General features: G+C 69.4%; 22 protein-coding genes. 13 read left to right on the top strand and 9 right to left on the bottom strand.

The features are described from left to right. Positions 1-70 precede the first annotated feature (70 nt). The 4 genes from D514_RS29940 to D514_RS29925 all read left to right on the top strand — a co-directional run bounded on the left by D514_RS29940 (position 71) and on the right by D514_RS29925 (position 3,332). The gene (locus D514_RS29940; RefSeq protein ID WP_017830045.1) at positions 71-460 is read left to right on the top strand and encodes a GntR family transcriptional regulator; all 390 of its coding nucleotides are present in this window, start codon (positions 71-73) and stop codon (positions 458-460) included. Beyond that, the gene (locus tag D514_RS29935; protein ID WP_017830044.1) at positions 457-1,371 is read left to right on the top strand and encodes an ABC transporter ATP-binding protein; all 915 of its coding nucleotides are present in this window, start codon (positions 457-459) and stop codon (positions 1,369-1,371) included. Before D514_RS29940 ends, D514_RS29935 begins: the two co-directional genes overlap by 4 nt. Continuing rightward, a complete protein-coding gene (locus D514_RS29930; protein WP_017830043.1) occupies positions 1,371-2,057 on the top strand; it encodes a hypothetical protein in 687 nt (228 codons plus the stop codon). Before D514_RS29935 ends, D514_RS29930 begins: the two co-directional genes overlap by 1 nt. Positions 2,058-2,222: 165 nt before the next feature. After that, positions 2,223-3,332, top strand: coding sequence for an aromatic acid exporter family protein (locus D514_RS29925; RefSeq protein ID WP_017830042.1), 1,110 nt, complete (start codon positions 2,223-2,225; stop codon positions 3,330-3,332). Between the two features lie 19 nt (positions 3,333-3,351). Here D514_RS29925 and D514_RS38140 read toward each other — a convergent pair whose 3' ends face one another. Then, on the bottom strand, positions 3,352-3,942 hold the full coding sequence (locus D514_RS38140) for a helix-turn-helix domain-containing protein (protein ID WP_017830041.1): 591 nt from the start codon (positions 3,940-3,942) through the stop codon (positions 3,352-3,354). 74 nt (positions 3,943-4,016) lie between these two features. On the opposite strand from D514_RS38140, the gene D514_RS29915 reads away from it, so the two are divergent. Continuing rightward, positions 4,017-5,312: an MFS transporter gene (locus D514_RS29915; RefSeq protein ID WP_017830040.1), complete on the top strand. Its 1,296-nt coding sequence runs from the start codon at positions 4,017-4,019 to the stop codon at positions 5,310-5,312. A gap of 32 nt (positions 5,313-5,344) precedes the next feature. Here the strand turns inward: D514_RS29915 and D514_RS29910 are convergent, their stop codons facing one another. Continuing rightward, positions 5,345-5,563 (bottom strand): SCO4848 family membrane protein, encoded by a 219-nt coding sequence (locus D514_RS29910; protein ID WP_017830039.1) that lies wholly within the window; start codon positions 5,561-5,563, stop codon positions 5,345-5,347. 123 nt (positions 5,564-5,686) lie between these two features. Between D514_RS29910 and D514_RS29905 the strand changes: the two genes are divergently transcribed. The 4 genes from D514_RS29905 (at position 5,687) to D514_RS29890 (ending at position 11,119) form a co-directional block, all read left to right on the top strand. Continuing rightward, positions 5,687-6,313: an RNA polymerase sigma factor gene (locus D514_RS29905; protein WP_236610939.1), complete on the top strand. Its 627-nt coding sequence runs from the start codon at positions 5,687-5,689 to the stop codon at positions 6,311-6,313. Continuing rightward, on the top strand, positions 6,310-6,765 hold the full coding sequence (locus D514_RS29900; protein WP_017830037.1) for a hypothetical protein: 456 nt from the start codon (positions 6,310-6,312) through the stop codon (positions 6,763-6,765). The genes D514_RS29905 and D514_RS29900 overlap by 4 nt, the downstream gene beginning before the upstream one ends. Before the next feature lie 57 nt (positions 6,766-6,822). Further along, positions 6,823-8,394 (top strand): S8/S53 family peptidase, encoded by a 1,572-nt coding sequence (locus D514_RS38135; RefSeq protein WP_017830036.1) that lies wholly within the window; start codon positions 6,823-6,825, stop codon positions 8,392-8,394. Positions 8,395-8,668: 274 nt separating this feature from the next. After that, a complete protein-coding gene (locus D514_RS29890) occupies positions 8,669-11,119 on the top strand; it encodes a CHAT domain-containing protein (RefSeq protein ID WP_017830035.1) in 2,451 nt (816 codons plus the stop codon). A gap of 247 nt (positions 11,120-11,366) precedes the next feature. Here the strand turns inward: D514_RS29890 and D514_RS29885 are convergent, their stop codons facing one another. From D514_RS29885 to D514_RS29865, 5 genes are read right to left on the bottom strand one after another with little or no spacing between them, the layout of a single operon-like run. After that, positions 11,367-12,143: a DeoR/GlpR family DNA-binding transcription regulator gene (locus D514_RS29885; RefSeq protein ID WP_017830034.1), complete on the bottom strand. Its 777-nt coding sequence runs from the start codon at positions 12,141-12,143 to the stop codon at positions 11,367-11,369. Then, positions 12,143-12,997, bottom strand: coding sequence for a class II fructose-bisphosphate aldolase (locus tag D514_RS29880; protein WP_017830033.1), 855 nt, complete (start codon positions 12,995-12,997; stop codon positions 12,143-12,145). Before D514_RS29880 ends, D514_RS29885 begins: the two co-directional genes overlap by 1 nt. Next, the gene (locus tag D514_RS29875; protein ID WP_017830032.1) at positions 12,994-13,938 is read right to left on the bottom strand and encodes a 1-phosphofructokinase family hexose kinase; all 945 of its coding nucleotides are present in this window, start codon (positions 13,936-13,938) and stop codon (positions 12,994-12,996) included. The genes D514_RS29880 and D514_RS29875 overlap by 4 nt, the downstream gene beginning before the upstream one ends. Then, positions 13,935-14,927 (bottom strand): ROK family protein, encoded by a 993-nt coding sequence (locus D514_RS29870; protein ID WP_017830031.1) that lies wholly within the window; start codon positions 14,925-14,927, stop codon positions 13,935-13,937. Before D514_RS29870 ends, D514_RS29875 begins: the two co-directional genes overlap by 4 nt. Positions 14,928-14,951: 24 nt before the next feature. Next, positions 14,952-15,848 carry an SIS domain-containing protein gene (locus tag D514_RS29865; RefSeq protein WP_017830030.1) on the bottom strand — a complete coding sequence of 299 codons (897 nt, stop codon included), beginning with the start codon at positions 15,846-15,848 and terminating at the stop codon, positions 14,952-14,954. Between the two features lie 326 nt (positions 15,849-16,174). On the opposite strand from D514_RS29865, the gene D514_RS29860 reads away from it, so the two are divergent. From D514_RS29860 to D514_RS29845, 4 genes are all read left to right on the top strand, one after another. Then, positions 16,175-17,419: an extracellular solute-binding protein gene (locus D514_RS29860; RefSeq protein WP_017830029.1), complete on the top strand. Its 1,245-nt coding sequence runs from the start codon at positions 16,175-16,177 to the stop codon at positions 17,417-17,419. 31 nt (positions 17,420-17,450) lie between these two features. Further along, the gene (locus tag D514_RS29855) at positions 17,451-18,422 is read left to right on the top strand and encodes a carbohydrate ABC transporter permease (RefSeq protein ID WP_017830028.1); all 972 of its coding nucleotides are present in this window, start codon (positions 17,451-17,453) and stop codon (positions 18,420-18,422) included. Between the two features lie 2 nt (positions 18,423-18,424). Continuing rightward, positions 18,425-19,351 carry a carbohydrate ABC transporter permease gene (locus tag D514_RS29850; RefSeq protein WP_017830027.1) on the top strand — a complete coding sequence of 309 codons (927 nt, stop codon included), beginning with the start codon at positions 18,425-18,427 and terminating at the stop codon, positions 19,349-19,351. Between the two features lie 172 nt (positions 19,352-19,523). Continuing rightward, a complete protein-coding gene (locus tag D514_RS29845) occupies positions 19,524-19,958 on the top strand; it encodes a DUF3995 domain-containing protein (RefSeq protein WP_017830026.1) in 435 nt (144 codons plus the stop codon). A 99-nt stretch (positions 19,959-20,057) separates the two neighbouring features. On the opposite strand, the gene D514_RS38130 is transcribed toward D514_RS29845, so the two are convergent. Then, positions 20,058-23,429: a family 20 glycosylhydrolase gene (locus D514_RS38130; protein WP_017830025.1), complete on the bottom strand. Its 3,372-nt coding sequence runs from the start codon at positions 23,427-23,429 to the stop codon at positions 20,058-20,060. 233 nt (positions 23,430-23,662) lie between these two features. After that, complete coding sequence (locus D514_RS29835) at positions 23,663-24,829, bottom strand: ROK family protein (RefSeq protein ID WP_017830024.1); 1,167 nt, start codon at positions 24,827-24,829, stop codon at positions 23,663-23,665. Positions 24,830-24,867 lie beyond the last annotated feature (38 nt).

Below are 24,867 nucleotides of genomic sequence, written 5' to 3'. Positions count from 1 at the left end.
CTCTTGACACCCGTCCGGGTTATGTGGTTACTTAGTCGAGTAAGTAACCCACTAACCAAGCGGAGGACTCGTGATCGAAGAAGGCAAGCCGCTCTTCGTCCAGATCGCCGAGCAGATCGAGGACTCGATCGTCGACGGCTCACTCGCCGAAGAGGCTCAGGCCCCCTCCACGAACGAGCTGGCCGCGTTCTACCGGATCAACCCCGCCACCGCAGCGAAGGGAGTCGCCGTGCTCACCGACAAGGGAGTGCTCTACAAGCGCCGAGGCATCGGCATGTTCGTCGCGGAGGGCGCGAGGGACCTCCTCCTCGGCGAGCGCCGCGCCGCGTTCGCCGACCGCTACATCGACCCGCTCCTCGCCGAAGCCCGCACGCTCGGGCTCGGCGCCGAAGACCTCACGGCCCTGCTCCGGCAGCGTGCCGCACTGACCACTGACGCAGAAGGGAAGACCCCCGCATGACCGCCGTCATCGAGGTGCACAACCTCAGCAAGCGCTACAAGGAGAAGCGAGCGCTCGACAACGTCTCGCTCGCCATCGAGGGAGGCGCGATCTACGGCCTCCTCGGCCGCAACGGTGCGGGGAAGACGACACTCATGTCGATCCTCACCGCTCAGAACTTCGAGTCGTCCGGCACCGTGAAGGTGTTCGGTGAGCACCCGTACGAGAACGCGCACGTGCTCAGCCGGATCTGCTTCGTCCGCGAGAGCCAGAAGTACCCGGACGACGCCTACCCCAAGCACGCGTTCAAGGCTGCGAGCCTGTTCTTCCCGAACTGGGATCAGACCCTCGCCGACGAGCTCATCGCCGAGTTCCAGCTGCCGATGAGGCAGACCATCAAGAAGCTCTCCCGCGGTCAGCTCTCCGCGGTCGGGGTGATCATCGGACTCGCCTCGCGCGCCGAGATCACGTTCTTCGACGAGCCCTACCTCGGCCTCGACGCTGTCGCACGGCAGATCTTCTACGACCGTCTGATCGAGGACTACGCCGAGCACCCGCGCACCGTCATCCTCTCGTCGCACCTGATCGACGAGGTCTCGAACCTCATCGAGAAGGTCATCGTGATCGACAACGGCCAGATCCTCCTGAACGAAGACACGGATGCGGTCCGCGACCGCGCCGTGACCGTGGTAGGCGACGCCGCGAAGGTCGACGCCTGGATCGGTACCCGAGAGGTGCTGCACCGCGAGGCGCTCGGGCGCGTGGCATCCGTCACCGTCCTCGGCGCCGTGTCCGCAGAGGAGCGCGCGGAGATCGCGGCAGCAGGGCTCGATCTCGCACCGGTCTCACTGCAGCAGCTGATCGTGCGTCTCACCCAGAAGGCCGAGGTCGATGCCACGAGATCGGCCGCCACGAAAGAGGAGGTGCGCTGATGCGACGCACACTCAACGTCATCCGCCTGCAGCTGATCAACCGGCAGACCTTCATCTGGGTCCCCCTGATCGTCCTCGCCGGAGCGACCCTGATCTCGGTGCTGATCTACGCCATGATCCCGGGGGATTCCCCGAAGTACGGCGGCGGCGGCCAGGCGCCCCTCTGGTACTTCTTCGCGATCGGGCTGTCGGCAATGACGCTCACGTTCCCGTTTTCGCAGGCGATGAGCGTCACACGTCGCGAGTTCTTCTTCGGCACGATGCTGACTGCAATGCTCGCCAGCACGTTCATGGGCGCACTCTTCCTGATCGGTGGGGGCATCGAGGTCGCCACGAACGGCTACGGCGTGAACGGGTGGGTGTTCTACCTCCCGTGGCTGTGGGAGGCGGGTCCGCTCGGAGCGTTCGTCGTCTACTTCACCCTCGCGCTGTTCTTCTTCGTGATCGGTTTCACCGGAGCCACCATCTACAAGAGCTGGGGGCTGACGGTGCTGACAGTCGTGTGGATCACGCTGGCGCTCGTGCTCGTCGGCCTGGTGTATCTCGCGACCCGACTCGAGCTGTGGGGGCAGATCTGGACGGGGATCGGAAGCCTCGGCGCCCTCGGCCTCGCCCTTTGGGGCCTCGTGGTCACGGCGGCCCTCATGGGCGTCTCGTTCCTCGCCTTCCGCAGAGCCATCCCGTAGACCCACCGCAGATCCACCGCTCTCGCCGACGCCGGTCGCCCTCCTGGGCGGCCGGCGTCGCGTGTGCGCGCTACCGGTACGCCGCCGAGCACGCAACCCGCTCGCCTCCTGCGCACCGGAGCGCCTACGCTCGCGGAACCCCCTGCCCCCGACAGAGAGGATGCCGTGACGCAGACCCGCACCCGGCTCCGGGTACGACGAGCGGGCGCCCGACGCGCGCTCCACGACGCCGTCCGTCCTGCCCGGCTGCTGCTCGTGGCCAAGACGACCCTGGCCGTCGGACTGGCCTGGATGATCGCTCCGCACATGCCCGGGGTCACCGACCAGTACCCGTACTACGCGCCCCTCGGCGCCCTGTTGAGCATGTACCCGACGCTGATGGGTTCGGCGAAGTCGAGCCTGCAGACGCTGCTCGGCCTCGCCACGGGAATCGGTCTCGCCACGATCGTGGTGCTGACAGTCGGCCCGACCTGGTGGACGATCCCCCTCGTGGTCGGCGTCGGAGTGCTGCTCTCGGGCACGGGCTGGTTCGGCGTCGGCCGCGAATACGTGCCGATGGCCGCCCTGTTCGTGCTGATCATCGGCGGACAGAACGCCGACGACTATTCGCTCGGCTACCTCACACAGACGGCGGTCGGCGTGGTCGTCGGGCTGGTGGTAAACCTGGTGATCGCACCCGCACCACTCACCGTCGCCGCGGCGGGACGGGTGGCGGCGTTCCGGGAGCAGTTGGCCGCGCACCTGCACGACATCGGATCCGCGGTGTCGGAGGCATGGCCGCCCGAGCACGAGCAATGGGCCGACGATGCGGCCTCTCTCGCCGACACCTCCTCCGCACTACGAGCGGCGCTGACGGAGGCGGACGAGAGCCGACGGGGCAACCCGCGCGCCAGGGGGCATCGCACACGGATCCGGCAGAGCCACGACGAGCTCGCGGCTCTCGATCGCATCGCCCACCTCATCCGCGACATCTCCGACGAGATCGCCGACACGATCTGGGACCGGCCGTCTGCACTGGCGCTCGACCCCGCTCTGCCTGCGCCCCTCTCTGCGGCCTGTCACGCGGTCGCCGATGTGATCGCGCGGGGGGATGCCTCCTCGAGCGAGGATCATCGCGCCCGCGGTGAAGCGGCGCGCGCGATCCGGCTGCTTCTCGAGATGGTCGACGACCGCACCATCGATGTGCGGCGTTCGATGGGACCCGGTGTGCTCACCGCCATGCACCTGCGTCGCATCCTGATCCTGAGCGGTTCGCGCCCTCCGACCGAGGATTGATCCGACCGGGCCCGTCGCCTCAGATGGTGTCGTCGGCGGCGACCAGATCCATCTGCCAGTAGCGACCTTCAGTGTCGGTGCTGTCGTGCGCATCGTCGGCGGCACTCAGGATGTCGTTGATCTTCACCATCACGTCGTCGAACTCCGACTCGGTGAGCCGGATGGTGCGCTGGGTGAAGGCGGCGTGCACCTCGGTCGTGCGCCCGGCGACGTACTCCGGGGTCCAGGCGATCACTCGTCGGATCAGATCCTGATGGTCCTCGACGAGGGCGGCGATCACCGCAGAGCCGAGGGCCTCGTCGGCGACCGGACTCTCGGGTCCTCCGACGTTGAGCGCACCCTTGTGTCCGGTCCAGACACGATCGCGCCGATCGCGGGCCTTGTCCGGCGCCTCTTCGATGAGACCGGCGTCGGCGAGCGCGCGCAGATGGAAGCTCGCGCTGTTCGCTGGCACGCCGAGTTCAGTCGCGATATCGGCGGCGCGGAGGAATTCCCGCCGCGAGAACAGCCGGATCATCTGGCGCCGCAGCGGGTGCGAGTAGGCCTTGAGCATCGCCGACGTCATCCAGACGGGATCGTCGCTCGTGCTCTTCGCGTTGTCCTCCGTCATGTGCCGATCCTACCCGCACGCAGAATTGCGCAATAAGACTTGCGCAATTCTTCTTGCGCATCTACTCTCGACCCATGACCACCGTCACCGAGCCCCACCGTCTGTGGCGCAACACCCGCTACCTCACCTGGTTGGTGAGCGACACGAGCAAGGGCCTCGCGGCCTCCCTGTTCGGCTTCGCCATCCCACTGCTCGCCCTGATCGTGACGAACGACCCCGCCCAGGCCGGCATCATCGGCGGAGCCGGAATGGTCGCGCGACTGCTCATGACCCTGGCCGGCGGCGTGCTGGCCGACCGTCATCGCCGCATCGCACTGATGCTGCTCGGCTCGCTCATCGGCATCGTGCTCGCCGGCGGCTTCACCCTCCTCGCCCTCGGCGACGCGATGACGTTCGGATCACTGCTCGTGATCGACGTGCTCCTCGCCGCGCGCAGCGGACTCTTCGACGTCGCCGGGGAGAGCGCGATCAAGGAGATCGTGCCCGACGACGCGATGGGCCGAGCGCAGGCGGCCAACCAAGGGCGCGACGCGGCGCTCCAGCTCGCGGGCGGACCGCTCGGCGGTCTGCTGCTGGGCGTCGGCGGATGGCTCGTGGGCGTGGTCATGACCCTGTGCCACGCGATCGCGGCCCTGACCGCATGGCTGCTCGGCCGTCAGGCGCGCCGGGCCGGAGTGATCGACGCGGGCGCGGACGACGATGTGGAGCCGACCGCGACGGCGAAGACCAATGCCTGGGCGGAGCTGCGCGAGGGGTTCGGCTGGCTGCTCTCCCGTCCCGACCTCGGCGGCGTGCTGCTCATCACGACCGTCATCAACCTCGGCTTCAACGCCACGATCACGACCGTCATCTACGCCCTCCAGCAGGACGGATACTCCGAGCTGTTGATCGGCACCCTGAGCGCGTCTATCGGGGCCGTGATGCTCGTGGGCGCCGTGTGCGCTCCGCTGCTCGTCCCGCGGATCAAGACCGGGATCCTGACCATCGCCGGGCTCTCGGTCGTCTCGGTCGGTGCGATCGTGCTGTCGATGGTCACCGAGCCGTGGGCCATCGCCGTGGTGCTCGGCGCCGCGGTCCTGCTCGTGCCCGCGCTCAATGCCGGGATGATGGGCTACTTCATGGTCGCCACCCCGAGCCATCTGCTCGGTCGCGCCAACAGCGCCGCCGGGGTCCTCGGCATGGGTGCGATGCCGCTCGCACCGCTCATCGCCGGCTTCGGTCTCGCGTGGATCGGGAGGGAATGGACCATCCTGATCTGCGCCGGGCTCTGCCTGATCTCGGTGGTGCTCGCCGTGAGCAACAGAGCGCTGCGCGCACTGCCCGTCGAGTCAGGCTGGGCCGCGCACGCGAAGCAGTACGAGACGGCCTGACCCCGCGCCGCGGCGAGACCCGACCCGTCGGGCTAGAGCGCGCCGGTCAGTGCCGCGATGCCGGCGACCAGAGAGACCAGGGCGAGCACGAGAGCGATCGCGATGAGGATGGCGTGCACCTTGAGGAATGCCGTGGCCCTGCCGTTCTCGTCGCGCGCACGCGGATCCTTGGCGACGCGCGTGTAGAACCGCGGCCAGACGAGGGCGTTGAAGGCGGCGTTGAGCAGGAGCAGGACGGCGAGCGGGATCACCCCTCAACGCTATCGACATCGCCTATGGGTGCCGACCGCCGCCGGGATGCGGAATTCTTGGATGCGGACTTGTATCAGAAAGCCCTTGCCGCGCTCCTGGTAGGTGTGATCACAATGGGCTTCATGATCGACGGTGCACCCGGCGCCGGTCTCGATCATGCCTCGGATGACGGGCGTGCACGCTGGGAGCGCGCTGCGGATCTGTTCGACGCATGGCGCGAGAGCGACGGCCGCGCGATGGACGAGCTCGTACGGCTGATGACGCCCGTGCTCTGGCACGTCGTGCGCGCGTACGGGCTCGAACGCACCCTCGCCGAAGACGTCGTGCAGACCACCTGGCTGCGGCTGGTACGCGGTCACGGATCGATCAGCGATTCGCGGGCCGTGTCGGCCTGGCTCACCACCACCGCACGCCGCGAGGCGTGGAAGGTCGCGAAGGCACACGGCAAGGTCGACACGACCGACGTCGACGACCTCGACACCCTGCTCCCCGAGCAGGCCTCGGCCGAGGAGCACGCGACCATCGGCGACGAGAACCGTCGGCTGTGGTCGGCCGTGCGCCGCCTGAACGACCGCTGCCAGAGGCTGCTGCGCGTGATCGCCTTCGAGGACCGCCCGGACTATGCGCACATCGCCAGCGACCTCGCGATGCCCATCGGCAGCATCGGCCCCACACGGAACCGGTGCCTCGCGAAGCTCCGCGCCCTGCTGGACGCACCGCCGACAGCGCCGGCGGGGGGACTCGCATGACCGACCACGAAGACGCTCGGATGCTCGCCCGGCTCCGCACGCACTGGAGCGCGGTCGACCCGGTGCCCGCTGGCCTGATCGACCGCATGGTCGCCGCAGTCGCTTCGGACGGTCTGAACAGCGAGTATGCGCTGCTGACCCTGGTCGAGGGACAGCTCGGCGAGGTACGCGGCGAAGCGGATGCACTGACCCTGCAGTTCAGCGACGGCTCCACCAGCATCCTGCTGCATGTGACGACCGCCGCGTCCGGCCGCCGCCGCGTCGACGGCTGGGTCGACACCGCGGCCGCCGAGATCGTCCTGACCCAGGGGGAGAAGGCCAGGTCGGTCTCGCCGGAGGAGACCGGACGCTTCGTGTTCGACGAGGTGCCGCCCGGTCTCACGCGCGTGCGCCTGACGACCGTGGTCGGGGGCGAGACGCGCACGCTCGCGACCCCGCAGTTCGAGCTGTGACCACGGGCGCCGCCCGTCGATGAGGACGCGGGGCGACCCGCAGGGAGAGGATGACGCATGGATCAGCCCAAGGGATGGACCTGGCAGGACCGCGCGGAGGGATCGATCCGCCGGGGAACCGCGCTCGATCCGAGCACGGAGCCGGTGGACGGCATCCGCGCGTTTCCGACCGCGTATCTGCCGGAGCGGCTGCTGATCACCCGCGCCCTCGGCGACGAGGAGGCCTACGACCGCGAGGTGCGCACTCTGCGTGATGCCGCCGACACCTTCGGATGGCAGCTCGAGATCGAGGACGGCGCCCGATCGGCGGTCGACGGCGAGCTGGTTCCGGGGGTTCCCGGCTTCCTGCGCGCACGGCTGCGGACTCCCGACGAACCGGTCAGGGGCGAGTCACCCGTCGCACCCGATGCCTGGCGAGTGCTCCAGCGCGCACGCCGCATGTCGCGCTCGACGATGCCGCGGACGAGCCTCGACCACGTGCTGTCCATCGATCCGGTCGGGCTCAATCCCTTCACCAGGACGAACCCCTTCACACGCACCAACCCGTTCACCCGCACGAACCCGGTGCGCGGAGCCGGCGGGGGCGCGGGCGGCAGCGACGACTACCTCGAGCCCGGACGCGGCGCGCGGCAGCCCGTGAGCTGGTTGGGCCCCGCCCCTGTGCGCGGACCCGCGCCGAAACGCGGACGGCGCCCCGTGGTCGCGGTGCTCGACACCGGTTGCGGCGAGCACGCCTGGCTGCCTGCCGACATCGTCACGCGCGCGGTCGACCTCGACGGCGTGCCGGTCGGCCTGACCGACGACGCCGATCCGGAACGCTACCCCGATCTGTACGGACAGCTCGATGGTGAGATCGACGCGGTCGCCGGACACGGCACCTTCATCGCCGGCATCGTCAGACAGGCGGCTCCGGAGGCCGACATCCTCTCGATCCGGGTGGCGGGAGCCCTCGGGGTGGTCGACGAGAGCACCCTGCTCGAGACCGTGGCCCAGGTCGTGACCCTGCTGGCCCGCCACCGGGAGGACCCGAAGACGGGCTTCCCGATCGATGTGCTGAACCTGTCGCTCAGCTACTACCACGAGACGCCGATCGACGGATTGTTCAGCCTCACGCTGTACCAGCTGCTGGCCAAGGCACGCGAGCTCGGCTGCGTGGTCGTGTGCTCGGCCGGCAACGACGCGATCGACCGCCCCTCGTTCCCGGCGTCGCTCTGGCCCTGGCCCGGCGCCGACAACGGCATCCGTCGGGACAGAGACGCGCCGCTGGTGTCGGTCGGAGCACTGAACCCCTCGGCGCAGTCGGTCGCCCTCTTCTCGAACATCGGCCCGTGGGTTCAGGCCTACGCGCCTGGGGCCGCCGTGGTGAGCACGTCGCCCGCGTTCGTGGGCGGCACCCAAGCGGTCACGAGGGCCGACGTCGAGGGCCTCCGCCGCGAGACGATCGATCCCGACGACTATCGGGGCGGTTTCGCGGTGTGGAGCGGCACCTCGTTCTCGGCCCCGTACGTCGCAGCGCGCATCGCCGCCCAGCTCGGCACCGTCCCCGTCGGCGGCGTCAGCCCCGGCGCTGCGGCGAAAGCCGTCGCCGCAGTCCTGAAGTCCCTGCCGACCCCGGTCGACCCCGGCTGACGCACCCCCGGGACGAGCCGTCCGTACCGACGCGGGCGGCTCGTCCTGGTGCCGAGCGCCGCCGCCCTCGTGGCCCGCGGGGACACGCTCGGGGCGGCTCTTCCGGCGCACCTGTCGGGCGGATGCACGGCTGTCGGATCCGAACCCCGCGTGTCGCCCGACACGTGCTCTTCCTCCCGACAGGTGTCCACTGCCTCACCCGAGCGATCACGCACCGCTCCCGCTCGGAACACGCGCTCTTCCCTGCAGCCCCGACGCACGGCATTCTGAAGGGATGCCCCTGTCCGCGATCGAGCTGCACCGGCGCGGGGTCGAAGCGGCCAACGCCCGGCGATTCGCGCAGGCGCAGCGCGCTCTCGACGCGGCATCCGCCCGCACAGAAGACCCTGATCTTCGTGCGCGCATCGACGGCACGACCGCCTACGTCCTCGCCCAGACGGGAGAGCCGGCGTCCGCCGAGCAGCTGTGTCGCGACGCCCTCGGCCGATCCGGACTGCGTGCCGAGACCATCGCGGTGCTCAGCGGCCAGCTCGGCACGCTCCTGACGCACAGCGGTCGGCTGGTCGACGCCGAGGCCGAACTCACCCGCGCGATCGACACGCTCACGGCGGCCGGAGACGAGACGACCGAGCTGGCGAACTTCCTGATGAACCGATCCGTGGTGCGGATGCAGCAGCGCGAGCTCGACTCCTGCATCGCGGATCTGCGGCGCGCGGTGGCCGTGTACGAGGCGAACGACGACGAGGAGCCGCTGGCGGAGGCCCGGCACAATCTCGGGTACGCGGCGCTGCTCGGCGGAGATCTCGTCACCGCGCTCACGCTCATGACCCGCTCTCGACCGAAGCTCGCCGCGATCAGCGACCTCGCGGCGGCGATCAGCGACCTCGACCGGGCGGAGGTGCTGCGCGACGCGGGTCTCACGACCGAGGCCGAAGCGCTCCTGGAGCAGGTCGCCACCCAGTTCGGCGCGCAGCGGATGCGGCAGGCCAGAGGCGAGTCGGAGTTCCACCTCGCCCGCTCGCTCCTGCGCCACGATCCCGCCGCCGCCGAGCGCGCAGCCCGCACCGCGGCGCGACGGTTCACAGCACTCGCGAACCACGGGTGGGCGGCGCGGGCCGAGGCGGTGCGTCTCGAGGCGCAGCAGCGGGCGAGACCGCGCCGTCCCATTGACGACGCGGAGTTCGCCCGCACAGCGAAAGCCCTGGACCGGGGAGGTTTTCGCACCGAGGCGACAGCACTGCGACTGAGTGCTCGACGCGACGGCACCGGACGACTCCCACGGCTGGACGACGCCGCCCCCACGCCTCTGCGTCTGCGCGCCCAGGAGGTGCGTGCTGCGCGCGCCGCAGCTGCCGGCCGTGACCGCGACGCGCTGCGTGCGGCCGCCGAAGGCCTCGACCTGCTCACCGCCTGGCAGCAATCCTTCGGTGCACTCGACCTGCAGGCATCCGTCGCGATGCACGGCAGCGACCTGATGTTCGCCGGCCTCGCCGCTGCTGCCCGACTGCGCGACCCCGCGATCCTGTTCGAGTGGTCCGAACGCGCACGCCACCTCAGCCAGCAGGTCGCGCCGGTGCGACCCCCGCGTGACGAATCCCTGGCGGTGGATCTGGCGGAGCTGCGGATGCTGCGCGCCGAGCTGGCCGGAGCCGATTGGACGACGGATGCCAGGGTGCGCGCCCTCCGCGACCGCGTGCGCGAGCGGCAATGGGCGGCCACCGGATCGGGCGGCACCCGCGAACGATGGGGGCTCGCCGAGGCGACCGCGATGCTCGACGCCGACGTCGTCGTCCTGTCCTACGTGTTCACCGGGTCCACACTGCATGCGATCGTGGTCACCTCGTCGGGGGCGACCATCGTCGACCTGTCGTGGGAGCGGGTGCAGTCGGCTCTCGACGGCCTGCGCGCCGACCTCGACATGGTCGCGCTGACCCGTGGCGGACTGATGGGGGAGGTCACCGCGCGGGCGCTCGCGTCACGGCTGGCGATCCTCGACGCCGAACTGCTCACCCCGCTGCTGCTGGCGGCGCCGACCGCGGCGCGTCTCGCGATCACGGTGCCAGGAGCGCTGGGCGGCGTGCCGTGGGCGATGCTCCCCGGCATGTCCGGCATCGCGTTCACCCTCGCGACATCCGTGTCGCGTCTGCTGGCCGCGTCCGCCCGCGACCGGACCCGGCCGACGACGATCGGATTCGCCGCAGGTCCCCGTGTCCCGCGCGCCGGAGGCGAGGTCGCGCGTGCGGCTGCGGCCTGGCGCGACGCGGGCCGCGAACCCCGGATCCTGGAGTCCTCCGCGGCGACCGTCGCGGCGGTCACCGAGCTCGCCGCCGCCACCGACGTGCTCCATATCGCCGCGCACGGCCGGCACGCGGTGGACAACCCGCTGTTCTCCGGGTTCGAGCTCAGCGACGGCATCCTCTTCGGCTACGACGTCGACCTGATACCTCGCGTCCCGACGATCGTGATCCTCTCGGCCTGCGAACTCGGACGCTCCTCGGTGCGCTGGGGAGAAGAAGCGCTGGGCATGACACGGGTGTGGTTGCACGCCGGAGCCGACTGCGTCATCGCCGCCCCCGTCGCGGTCCCCGATGATGTGGCCGGGGAACTGCTCAGCGCCGTGCACATCGGTCTCTCCGAAGGCGCAGCGCCCGCTGTCGCGCTCGCGAAGGCGGGCCTCGACACCGGTCTGAGTGCGCCGTTCCAGTGCCACGGCGACGGATTCTGAACTTTTTCCTCCATTCGGTGTATCAGAACGGAGGCCGCACGCTCCTGTTCTTCGGAAGGTGCCAGGCGAAGGGCCTCGAAGGATGAGGCGCGAGGGAGGCGCTGTCGGATCTGGGGATCATGCGCACTGGGGAGCGCGAACACGACACGGACACCATCTACTCGGGGGCATCGCGGCGCACAGCCGTGACACCCTCAGAGGGCCTCGACGTTGTGGGGACGTCGGGGCCCTCGGGGTGTCCCCGGGGTCAGGCGACCAGAACCACGTACCCGGCCGCCCGCAGCGACGCGAGTGCTTCGGCATCCGCTCCGGCGTCGGTGATCACGGTCGGGAAGAGGTCGACCCCGCCGACGGCCGTGAACGCCTCGACACCGAGCTTGCTGGCGTCGGTCACCACGACCGCGCGGCGGGCACGCTCGGCCATCATGCGGTTCACCGCAGCCTCGCGCTCGTCCTGCGTGGTCGCACCGGCGAGGGCATCCATCCCGTTCACGCCGATGAAGGCGATGTCGAGCCGCACCCCGCGCAGCAGCTGCTCCACGAACGGACCGACGAGTTCGTAGCTGCGCGAGTGGATGACGCCGCCGGTGACGACGACCTTGATCTCGGGCCGCGTGGCGAGCTGGGCGGCGATGTTCACGGCGTTGGTGACGACGGTGATGCCGCCGTTCGCTGCGAGATCGTCGCGCGCGGCGAGGGCTGCCGCGATGGCCGTGGTGGTCGTGCCACCGGAGAGCCCCACCACCATGCCGGGTGCGACGAGGCCGGCGGCGGTCTGCGCGATGCTCTCCTTCTCGTGCGTGCGCAGGTGGCTCTTGTAGCGGATGGGCAGCTCATAGGCGACGGTCTGCGCCACCGCACCGCCGTGGGTGCGGGTGAGCAGGCGCTGCTCGGCGAGCGTGTCGAGGTCTCGCCGCGTGGTCGCAGACGACGCCTCGAACTGCTCGACCAGCTCTTCGACCGTGACCTCGCCCTTCGCGGCCAGCAGGTCGAGGATCGCGTTCAGCCGGGCGGCCCGCTTCATCAGGACACCGGTTCCGCGGGCTGCAGCGCGAAGAGTCGGAGCATGCGGGCGGCCTCCTCTGCGAGTGCCTCCCTGGCGGGCGCGAGGTACTTGCGGGAGTCGACCAGACGCTCGTCGGCGTCGAGCTTGTCGCGCACCGCCCGCGTGAAGAACCCGTTCAGGTGGGTGGAGACGTTGATCTTCGTCATCCCGGCGCGCACGGCATCGGCGATCACGGCATCCGCGACGCCGGACGATCCGTGCAGCACCAGCGGCACCGGGAGCGCTTCGTGCAGGCGCCCGATCAGATCGAGGTCCAGCGACGCCGTGCGATCGGTCATCGCATGCGAGGAGCCGACCGCGACCGCGAGGGCGTCCACCCCCGTGGCGGCCACGAACGCGCGCGCCTCTTCGGGTTCGGTGCGCACACCCGGAGCGTGCGCACCGTCCTTTCCGCCCACCTCTCCGAGCTCGCCCTCGACGTAGACCCCGGCCTCGTGTGCACGGGCGGCGACCGCCGCCGTCAGAGCCACGTTGTCGTCGTAGGGCAGCGCGCCCCCGTCGAACATGACCGAGCCGAAGCCCAGCGCGATGGCCTCGTCGACCAGCTCGGGCCGCTCGGCGTGGTCGAGATGCACCGCGACGGGTGTCTGCGCGCGCCGCGCCACCGCGAGCGTGGCCAGGGCGATGGGCTCGAGCCCGCCGTGGTAATCGGCGCAGTTCTGCGAGATCTGCAGGATGACCGGCAGCTGCGCCAGAGCGGCCGCCCGCACCAGCCCTTCCGCGGTCTCGAGGTGGATCACGTTGAAGGCGCCGATACCGGTGCCGGCAGCGGATGCGGCGGAGACGAGGTCACGAGCGGAGACGAGGGTCACGAAGGGTCCTTCCGGAACGATTCAGGGTCGGGATGCGAGATGCGCAGCTGCTGCTCGATCTCGGGCCAGCGCGGGGAGATGTCGCCGGCGAGCGGGGTGAGCACAGCGGCGGCGGACCACGCCGTGGCGCGGCGGAGGATCTGCTCGGGATCGCGCACCCCGTCGGCGTACTGCACGGCACAGGCGGCGACACCGGCATCGCCCGCGCCCGTGGGGTTGCCGGCGAGCGGTTCGTCGAGACGCGCATGCACGAGAGCGGTCGCCGTGACCGCGAGCATGCCCTCGGCTCCGAGGGAGAGCAGCACGAGCTCGGTACCTCGGGCGATCAGCGAGCGGGCACCCTCGACCGGATCCGCCACACCCGTGGCCTCGACCAGCTCGGCGGCGTTCGGCTTGAGGACGGTGGCGCCGGCATCCGCCGCACGCAGCAGGGCGGGACCGGAGGTGTCGACGATCACCGGCACGCCGGCATCCTTGCCCACCGCGATGAGCATGGGGATGAGCGATTCCGGCGCTCCGGGGGGCACGCTGCCGGACACGACCAGCACACGCGCGCCCGAGAGCCGCTCGACGACTTCGGCGAGCACGGCAGCCCATTCGACATCGGTCGGGTTCACGCCCCGCTCGTTGATGATCGTGGTGTCTCCGAGGGTCTCATCGACCACCGCGATGCTGCGACGGGTCTCGGCAGCCACCGGCACCAGGGCGTGCGGCACCCCGCTCGCGATGAGCTCTGCGGCGAACTCCTCGCCGACCCGACCGCCCACAGTGGTCACCGCGAGCACCTCAGTGCCCTCGGCGTGCGCCACGCGCGCGACGTTGAGCCCCTTGCCGCCGGCGCGTGCGGCCCCGGCATCCGCCCGGTGCGTTCCGCCTTCGACGAGCCGTTCGACGCGCCAGGTGAGGTCGAGTGCGGGATTGGGGGTGACGGTGAGGATCACGTGAGCTCCCGCGCGCGGAGGGCAGCCCCGAGCAGCCCCGCGTTGCCGGAGAGCTCGGCGGGCACGAGGGCGGGGATGCGGTGGAAACTGAGCCGTGCGGCCAGGCGGGTGCGCAGCTCGTCGAAGAGTGCGCCTCCGGCGCGCGACAGCCCGCCGCCGATGACCACGGCCTCCGGAGCCACGACGGCGGTGAGCTGAGCCAGCGACATCGTGAGCGCGTCGAGCGCCGAGTTCCAGATATCCGCGGCGATCCGGTCGCCGGCCGCCGCGCGGGCGATTACGTCCTTCGCGCCGTCGGGAGCGATCCCGGTCGCCTCGCGGTAGCGCCGGGCGATGGCACCGGCGGATGCGACGGCCTCCAGGCAGCCTCGGGCCCCGCACGCGCAGATCGGCCCGTCCGCGATCGGGGAGTGCCCGATCTCGCCCGCGTATCCCCCGGCGGTGTAGGGCACGCCGCCGACGAGCAAGGCGCCGGCGATCCCGGTGCCGATCACGAGCACCACCGAGTCGGCGTAATCCCGCGCGCCGCCCAGGCGCCGTTCCGCCCAGCTCGCGGCGCGGACGTCGTGGTCGAACGCCACGGGCAGCCCGAGGCGATCGGCTGCGAGGTCGCGCAGCGGGGAGTCGTGCCAGCCGAGGTTGCTCGCGAAGACGCCCAGTCCGGCATCCGCATCGACGATCCCCGGCACGACGAGTCCCACCGCCTGCGGCACGACCTCGGGGTGAGCGGCACGGAGTTCCTCCGCCAGCACCTCGAGGCGTTCGAGAAGCACCTGCGTGCGGTCGCCCTCAGCGATCGGCGTCGGCGTGCGGCGCAGCCCGAGAGCGGTGCCTTCGGCGTCGAACAGCGCCGACTTGATGTCGGTGCCGCCGACGTCGAAGGCCAGCACGGGCGCGCCGATACCGAGGGTACGCACGGCGGCGAGCTTCTCCCCGGTGGCGTCACGCTCGACGTCGGGAACGGCGGCCGTCCCGTCAGCTCGGGTCATGGTCAGCTCCGGCGGCGGGTTGCGTCATGCATCCAGGATGACGGATCGCGTGAGGTTGCGGGGCTGATCGGGGTCGAGGCCTCGCGCCACAGCGCGGTCGAGCGCGGTGCGGTGCAGGCGCACGAGGTCGGCGAGCGGGTCGATCGTCCGCTGCTCGAACCGGGCACCGGTGGCCTCGACCTGCGCCGCGAGCCCCTCGGGAGCCTGGCCGAACTGCCAGGTGACGCGCCCCGGTGCCGCGATCGCGATCGGGCCGTGGCGGTAGTCCATGGACGGGTACGCCTCGGTCCACGACTGCGACGACTCCCGCAGCTTCAACGCGGCCTCGTGGGCGAGACCGATCGTCCAGCCGCGACCCAGGAACGTGTACTGCTCGGCGTCACGCAGCTCGTCGTCGCCGTCCTCGGCGAGCACGGCCTCGGCATCGGCGATGGCTCCGGTGAGGTCTTCACCGAGCGAAGCGCGGAAGAGGGCCAGCGCCGTGGTCGCGAATCGCGTCTGCACGACCGACTTCTCGTCGGCGAACGGCAGCAGCACGGCCTCGTCGACGAGTGAGACGAGCGGCGAGTCCGGGTCGCCGATCACGCCGACGGTGGGGATGCGCCCCTTGATGCGGTCGACGAGCTCGAGCACCTCGCTGGTCGTGCCGGAACGGGTGAGCGCGACGACGGCGTCGTATCCGCGGTCGAGGAACGCCTCGGACGCCGCGTACGCGTCGGTCTCCCCGTGGCCGGCGGACTCGCGCAGGGCCGCGTACGACTGCGCCATGAACCATGAGGTGCCGCAGCCGACGACGGCGATCCGGGCGCCGGAGGCAGGCAGCAGCGCCTGCTCGGCCTTCAGATCTGCGGCCGTGGCCCACGTCTGAGGCTGTGAGTTGAGCTCTTCGCGCATGTGTGCGCCGGGCAGCGATTCGGTCATCGATGTGCCTTTCTGGCGATAAGTTGCAGACTTGTGATTGTTTGAAGCTTGATTCGATCATAGTATGGCGTCAGATCGACGCAACACCAGCTTTACCTTGATTTGTTTGTTCTCCTGACAAATAATCAGACGAGTTCCACCCTCGACGCCGACCCCGGCCGACGTCGAGAGCCCCGAGCCCCGGCTTGAACGATCGCGGCAGCCCTCCCGGGCGACGCGATCACCACGCACTGTCGCGTGATGTGCTTGCGACTGTGCACCACACCCCCTCCCGAAGCGGCCCCGCCGCCGAGGGTTCGGACATCACAGTGAGGAATGCAATACACATGAAGAAGTCACTGCGGTTCGGCGCCGCCGCCATCGCGGCCGTCGCCACGCTCTCGCTCGCTTCGTGCGGGTTCGGCGGTTCTTCCGGCGACAGCGGCGATGCCGATGGAGCGACCACGCTCGATCTCCTCGTCCCCAGCTACTCCGACGGCACCAAGGCCAACTGGGAGACGGTGATCGAGGGTTTCGAGAAGGCGAACCCCGACATCAAGGTCAAGCTCGAGGTGCAGTCGTGGGACAACCTCGAGAAGGTCGTCTCCACCAAGATCCAGGCCGGTGAGGCTCCGGACATCTACAACGGCGGACCCTTCGCGGGCTTCGTCGGGGATGAGCTGCTCTACCCGACGAAGGACGTCGTCTCCGAAGACACCTTCTCCGACTTCCAGGAGTCGTTCATCAAGAACGCCGAGATCGACGGCACCGCGTACGCTCTCCCGCTGATCGCGTCGGCTCGCGCCCTGTTCGTCAACAACGCCCTGCTCGACCAGGCCGGCGTCGAGGCGCCGACCGACTGGGACTCGCTGCTGGATGCCGCCACCAAGGTCTCCGCGCTCGGCGGCGGCGTCGCCGGCTACGGCATGCCGCTCGGATCCGAAGAGGCTCAGGCCGAAGCGGCCGTGTGGCTGTGGGGCGGCGGCGGATCGTTCGGCGACGCATCCGAGATCACGATCGACACCCCCGAGAACCTGGCGGGTGCCGAGCAGATCAAGAAGATGATCGACGCCGGTGCGACCCAGGCCGACCCGGGTTCGACGCAGCGCTCCCCGCTGATGGACATCTTCATCCAGGGCAAGATCGGCATGCAGGTCGGCCTCCCGCCGACGGTCGGCCAGATCGCAGAGGGCAACCCCGACCTGGACTACTCGATCGTCCCGATCCCGACCAAGGACGGCTCGCCGTTCACGCTCGGCGTCATGGACCAGCTGATGGCGTTCCAGAACGACGACGACAAGAAGGAAGCGATCACCAAGTTCTTCGACTACTACTACTCGGCAGACGTGTACGTGCCGTGGGTGCAGGCCGAGGGCTTCCTGCCCGTCACCAAGTCCGGTGCTGAGCAGCTCTCCGGCGAGGAGGCTCTCAAGCCGTTCCTCGACGTGCTGCCCGACGCGCAGTTCTACCCGTCGACGAACCCGCAGTGGTCTGCCGCCGACGGTGCGTTCAAGTCCCTGTTCGGTCAGATCCAGACGAAGCCGGCTCAGGACGTGCTGACCGAGATCCAGGCGCAGGTCGACGCGGGCTGAGCCCGCTGAACGGAGAGGTTCGGGTACCCGAATGAACCAGAAGACAGAGTCCTCGAACCTCGCGGGGGCGGCCACCGGCCGCCCCCGCACCCGGAAGACCCCGGATGCCCTTCGGGGCAGGCCGGGCGGAAAGGACCTCCTCCAGGCGCTGCCCTGGATCGCCCCCGCACTGCTGCTCATCATCGGCGTGGTGTTCTTCCCCGCCGGGGTGATGTTCTTCAACTCGACGCGCGACATCTCGCTGTCGGGCCTCGACAAGGGATCGGTCGGCTTCGACAACTTCGTCACGGTCTTCACGTTCGCCGAGTTCTGGCCGATCTTCTTCCGCACGATCCTCTGGGTCGTGTCGGTCGTGGTCTTCACGGTCGTCATCTCGCTCGGCCTCGCGCAGATCCTGAACAAGGCCTTCCCCGGACGCCAGCTCGTCCGCATGGCCGTCATCGTGCCGTGGGCGGCATCGGTCGTCATGACCACGATGGTGTTCTACTACAGCCTCGAGCCGTACTTCGGAGTCTTCAACAAGTTCCTCTACGACATCGGGCTCTCGGATGACGCGGTCGGATACGGGTGGACGAAGAACCCCGCGACGGCCTTCACCTGGTCGATCGTGATCGCGATCTTCGTGTCGCTCCCCTTCACGACCTACACGATCCTCGCCGGGCTCCAGTCGGTACCGGCCGATGCGATCGAGGCCGCGAAGATGGACGGGGCCAGCCCCGCCCGCACCTATTGGTCGATCGTGCTGCCGCAGCTGCGCAGCGCTCTCGCCGTGGCCGTCCTCATCAACATCATCAACGTGTTCAACTCGCTGCCGATCCTGAAGGTGATGACCGGATCCATCCCCGGCTACGGCGCCGACACGATCATGACGCTGATCTTCAAGTACATCGAGCTGCAGAAGAAGGTCGATGTCGCGAGCGCCCTCTCGGTCGTCGCATTCCTCATCGTCATCCTGATCGTCGCGGCCTACGTGAAGATCGTCAAGCCCATGAAGGAGGTCTGATCATGACCGTGACCGAGACCGCCCTCGTGACCACCGCCGGTGGCCGCGGCCGTCGTACACCGCCGACCCCCGGCCGCAAGCGCCGCTACACCGAAGACCAGGTGACGCTGCCCCGCGTCATCCTGCGCACCGCCGCCGGGTTCCTGGTGCTCGCGATCTTCGTGCTGCCGTACCTGATCATGTTCTTCGGCTCCGTGAAGACCAAGCCGCAGATCCGGTCGGTCGACCCGACGTACCTGCCGACGGAGTGGCACTGGGAGAACTACATCACGATGTGGTCCACCCCCGAGACGCCGTTGCCATACAACCTGATCTCGACGATCGTGATCGCGGTGTTCGCGACGCTGCTCGTGCTGCTGGTGTCGCTGCCGGCGGCGTATTACACGGCACGGTTCAAGTTCCCCGGCCGCATGGTGTTCCTCTTCCTCGTGATCGTCACGCAGATGCTGCAGCCGGCGGTGCTGACCTCGGGTCTCTTCCGTCAGTTCACGGTCCTCGGACTCGGTGACACCTGGGTGGCGATGATCTTCATCAACGCCGCGTTCAACCTGTCGTTCGCGGTGTGGATCATGCACTCGTTCTTCGCGGGCATCCCCAAGGAGGTCGACGAGGCCGCCCAGATCGACGGGGCAGGGCGCTTCACGGTGCTGTTCAAGATCAACCTGCCGCTCGTGTGGCCGGGCATCGTGACCGCGATCGTGTTCACGTTCGTCGCCTGCTGGAACGAGTTCGCGGCATCCCTCGTAATCCTGTCGACCGACAAGAACCAGCCGCTGTCGGTCGCTCTGACCAAGTTCGTCGGTCAGTACGAGACCAGCTGGCAGTACGTGTTCGGTGTCTCGATCGTCGCGATCCTGCCGGTGGTCATCCTGTTCATGCTCATCGAGAAGCGACTCGTCGGCGGACTCACCGCCGGCAGCGTGAAGTAACGCTCCTCGCCGCGCTTCGCCATCCGCCCGACAGCACATCTGTCGGGCGGATGTGCGTTTGCAGGACCGACCTGCGGCGTGTCACCCGACATCCGTCCGTTCTCCCGACATCCGCGCCGGGCGCGGCACCGGTGAACTCGGCGGCTGATCCGGCTCAGAGGACAATGGGGGCATGACTCCTCTCGGACGGATCGGTCAGGTCGTCGCGACGACATCGCTCGGCGCCATCGGAGCCATCCATCTGCTGTGGGCCTCCGGCGCCTCCTGGCCGGCACCGAACCGGAAGCGGCTGGCGCGACAGGTCATCGGCAGCGACGAGATGCCTTCGGCCGGCGCATGCCTCGTGGTCGGTGGAGGAATGCTCGCCGGGAGCGCGATCGTCGCGGGCGCAGGGGGCACCCGCACGCTCGCCATCGCCGCCCGCGTGGCGGCGGCACTGGCGTTCCTCCTCCGCGGCGCGATGGACGGGGCTCGAGTGACCGCGCTTCTCGGGCGTCCGGGGCCCCATCGCCGATTCGTCGCGCTCGACAGGCGCATCTACCGTCCGCTGTGCCTCATCACCGGCGCCGCGATCGCCCTCGCGGTGCGTGGCGACCGACGAAGCTGACGTCGCGGGGTCGGCTACCGAGGGGCGGGAACCTGGAGCCCTGCCCGCGGCCGCTCCAGGTTCCCGCGCGCACCGACCACCGGCGGCGGAACGTCGCGCTCAGATCCCGAGGCTCCGTCGCCTGAGCGCGACCGCACCACCCGCGAGCAGCAGCGCCGCGAGCAGCAGTCCGCTGGCGATGAGGATCGGGTCCGCTCCGGTTCCGGCGAGCCCGGCGGGTCCCGACGATCCGGCGCCCGAACCCGAACCGGAACCGGATGCCGCCCCTCCACCGGTGCCGCCCCCCGTGCCGGGATCGCCTCCCGGCACGGCCGCGGCGGTGACGGTCAGCGGCACGGCGATCGTGGTCGTGTCGGCCCTGGTCATCACGACCTCGTGCGCCCCGGCCGGCGTGCCCGTCGGCACCTTCCAGGTGAGCGACACCGCACCGTCGTCATCGGCGATGGCCGCCCCCATGTCGACCGGATCCGAATGGAGCGCGAAGGACACCCGCTCCCCCGGGGTCAGGCCGGTGGCATCGACCGTGACCGTCGATCCGGCCTGGATGGTGGAGGTGGAGAGCGCGATCACGGGAGGTGCGACGACCTCGGCCTCGACGATGAACGGTGCCGTGATGTCCAGACCCGCCGGCCCCGTCACCCGTACCGAGCCGGTGCCGGCCGCAGCGGAGGGAGCACTGGTGTGGCTGCCGGTCACGGTGAAGAGCGAGGCCGCATCCGCCCCGATCGCATCCTTGCCGTCGATCACCCCTGCCGACGTCTGTCCGTCCGGCCAGGTGATCGTCGCGTTGAGCTGACCCTTCGGCACCCGGGGCGAGGCGATCTGTGCGACGACGCCGGCGACTTCGCCCGCGGAGCCCGCGGCGACTCGCGTGCCGGCGAGCTCGCTGACCCAGGCCAGCTCGGGGTCGTTCCAGAAGTTCTGCCCCTGCACCAGCATCCGTGCGCCCTGCGCCCCTGCGCGCTGGGAGAAGTCGGCGAACGAGGTGGTGTCCGCCTTGGTCGACCAGCCCTTGTCGGCGATGCCGAGCGTGCGCGGCCAGAGCATGTACTCCACATCCTCGCCTCCGCGGAGGAAGGTCTCTCCCCACGCTGCCGCTTCGACACCCTGCACGTCGTCCTCGGTGAGACCGAAGGAGGTGTTGAGGTTCTTCTTCGTCGTGGCGTCGACGACACGACTGGGGTCCCAGTCGTACTGGTACTTGGTGCTGTAGATCGCCTCCCGGAAGCCGAGCGGCGATCCGGGGAACTTGTAGTCCATGTAGGCGTTGTTCACGGGGGAGAGGATGACGTCGCGTCCCTCGAACCAGCTGGTCGCGAGGTGGTTCTTGCGATCAGCCCAGTACTGATGCCCGGCGTCCTTGGAGACTCCGGCCTGCGGCATCGGAGTCCAGCCGATGATCTTCTTCCCGTTCTCGGCCGCGATCTGCTCGACCATGCGGATGAACGATGCGTACTGCTCTGTGCTCACACCCTCCACCTCGTCGGCGCCGATGTGGAGATAGTCGCCGGGGGTGATCGCGGCGAGCTCGCCGATCACGTCGCGCATGAACGTCTCGACGATCGGCTTGCCGATGCACAGCGAGTTGGTGGAGATGCCGCCGGTGGTGCGGATAGGGATGCTGCGCTCGGCGCAATCGAGCACGGGGTAGGAGGACAGTGCCGCATCGACGTGCCCCGGCACGTCGATCTCGGGGATGACCGTGACCTGGCGAGCGGCCGCATAGGCGACGATGTCGCGGAACTCGGCCTGCGTGTAGAAGCCGGACTGCCCGTTCTTCATCGACGACGATGCGCCGTGCGCGGTGAGATTCGGCCAGGAGGCGATCTCGAGCCGCCAGCCCTGGTCGTCGGTGAGGTGCATGTGCAGCCTGTTCATCTTCGCCTGCGAGGCCTGGTCGATGATGGCCTTCACCGCGTCGACCGTGATGAAGTTGCGCGCCGGATCGATCATCAGTCCGCGCTGCTCGAGCCGAGGGTGATCGACGACCTCGGTCGCCGGCACCGTCCAGTCGACGACGACGTCGGGGTCGCCGGCGAGCACCCAGGAGGGCAGCAGCTGCAGCAGGGTGCGCGTACCGTTCCACACTCCGGCCGCGGCCTGCGCAGTGATGGTCACACGCGAGGCGTCGGCGTTCAGCCGGTATCCCTGCTCCTTCTGGTACGCCTTCGCGCCGCCCGTGGCCGGGTCACCCTCGACGAGCACGATGTCGCCGTCTCGCGGCGGGTTCGCGACGACCGGGAGCGCGTAACCCGTGCCGCTGCGGAGGGTCGCCGCGAGCTGCTCGGCGATGCCGGAGAAGGATGCGGGAGCGACCACGCGCGCATCCGCTCCCAGGGTGAACGCGGCGCCGTCGGCGTCGTTCCGGCTCACGGGCTTCGGGACGATGTCTCCGCCCTGCGGGTCGGGCACCTCCACCGGAGGCTTGGCCGCTCCCCAGATCTCGAAGTCGAACAGCGAGTACCCGTAGATTCCGGCCGTCTCCACACCCTGCATGCGCACGAACTTCCAGGCATCCGCGGTGTCGACGACGATCTCCTGCACACCGGCCTTCGTGGCGGCGCCTTCATGGATCGTCGTCCACGCTGCACCGTCGCCGGAGACTTGGAGGAGGTACTTCTTTCCGTAGGCCGCTTCCCAGTTCAGGACGATCGTGTGCACGCGAGAGGCTTCTGCGAGCTCGACCTGGATCCAGTCGGACCTGTTGTCGTAGGCGGGAGTACCGCGGGTGTAGTGCGAGCCCCAGCGCGATGCCGAATCACCGTCCGTGGCGTTCGCGGGAGCGAAGGTCGTGGTGTTGTACGAGGACTTCGCCGTGGTGGTGCCGTCGAGGGCAAGGTCCCTCGCCTCCCCCGGAGGGACGCTGACGGGCTGGTCCCAGACCTGGAACGAGTACAGCGACAGGCCGTACTTCGTCGCGACGCTGTGGGACAGGATGCGCACGAACGACCAGGCGTCGGACGTGTCGACATCGCTCTGCTGCACGAGGCGGCCTCCGACGGCCTGCCCGGTGGGGGTCGTCACCCGGCGCAGGGATGTCCACTCCGCCCCGTCCTGGGACACCTGGATCTCGTAGTCGGTGGAGTAGGCGGCCTCCCAGTCGAGCACGACCTTGAGGATGTAGGTGGGCTCGGCGAGGGCGATCTGCACCCATTCGCCGTTCGTGTCGTAGGTGTCGTTCGGGTTCGTGCGTGTGTACCTCGACCCCCAGCGCGTCGCGGCGTCACCGTCGTTCACGTGCGCCGCGGCGAAGCTGCCGCTCAGCGAGTACGTGGACCGTGCCGTGGCGGTGCCTTCACGCGCGACGTCGCGGCTGTCTGCGGCGCTGGCCGGAGAGGCGGAGAAGGCGAGACCGCCGAGCGTCACGAGCACGGCGAGCGCGCCGGCGAGACGGCGAAGGAGGGATCGGGGACGGTCACGGTGTGCGTCGTTGCGCATCTTGATCTCCAGTTCGAGCTGGTGCGGGGTCATCTCGACACATTCCGGGAGCGTGCTTCCGACGAGGCGACTCGCGTCTCTGGCGTCGTTCCACAGTGAAGCTGACGCCGGGATACTTAGTTTGTTAAGTATCCATTCATTATTGGATGGGTAAAGAGTATCCAGAGGATCGGCGAGAGCACAAGGATGCCGACGAAATCCGTCTCGACTGTCTCTCCCTCATCTCGAGGGACTCCACGCCCCCCGCGAGGGAAGACGCGCGGCGCTCAGAGACTCGACGCGGATGCGGCGCGCAGCTGCTCCGGGTTCCAGCGCACGCCGAGCGCCGCGGTCAGGGCGGCCTGGGCGGCTCCCGCCGCGAGCGATACGCGAGGGTCGGCGTAGCGGACGGGCACCTGCGCCGTGCCGCGGGCGGGGTACTCGGTCTCCCGACGGACACGGTCGAGGAAGCGGGGCCCGAGTTGCGTCGCCGGTCCGCCGATGACGACCTCGATCGGGTCGAGCAGCGCACCGATGAGCTTGACGGCCCGTGCCAACGCGCGAGCACCCTCGTCGAGGTGCTCCTCATCGGCCTGGGCGGCGAGCTCACGGATCTCCGGCGCATCCATGGCGTCGGAGAACTCCTCGCCGAGCATCGCCCCGAGCGCGGCGGCCGACTCGAGGCATCCGCGCTGACCGCATCGGCAGGCGCGCGCGGCCTCACCGAAGACGACCTGCACATGCCCGATCTCGCCCGCCCGATCACGCGGCCCCGGCGCCAGTTCGCCGTCGAGCGTGACCGCCGCACCGACACCGCCACCAAGGTGGATGAAGAGCCGATAGCCGGACGGCGACTCCTCCATGCCGGCTTCGGCGATGGCCTCGGCGTCGACGTCGTTGATCAGCAGCACGGGCGCACCCAGCACACGCTCGAACCGTTCGGCGAGAGGCACGTCCTCCCACTTGAGCTGCACGCTCTCGAGCACCGACCGCCCATCCGTCGTACCCGGAAGCTGGACACCGGCGCCGAGGAGTCGCCCCCGGAACTCCTCGGCCACCGCAGACACCGCCTCGTCGAGGGCGAGATCGCGGTTCTCGACGGAGTAGCTCACCCGCCGGATGTCGACCTCGGTGCCGTCGAGGGCGACGAGGGCGATGTCGACGTGCCGCGGCTGGATCACCAGCACCAGGATCAGGTGGTGGCTCGCGTCGACGCTCAGCGTGGTCGCCCGCTTGCCACCTGTGCTCGCCGCCTGCTCCCCCTCGATGATCAGTCGGTTCTCGATGAGCTCGGCCACCAGCGACGATGCGGTGGCGGCCGTCAGACCTGTCGCCCTCGCGATGCCTGCCCGCGTCTGCGTCCCCGGATTCCGGAAGACCAGCTGCAGCGCCCGCCGAAGGTTCGCGCGCCGGACCGACGCCTGGGTATCGAAGCCATCATCCGTGCTGAGCATGCGTTTCCGTTCCGACGCTCGTCCGTTGCGAGCAGTTG

This window comes from Microbacterium sp. UCD-TDU, from assembly GCF_000340625.1.
In the GTDB taxonomy this organism is placed as follows: Bacteria; Actinomycetota; Actinomycetes; order Actinomycetales; family Microbacteriaceae; genus Microbacterium; species Microbacterium maritypicum.
Note: the sequence above shows the minus strand (reverse complement) of the source record. Positions and strands in the feature narration are given on the sequence as shown.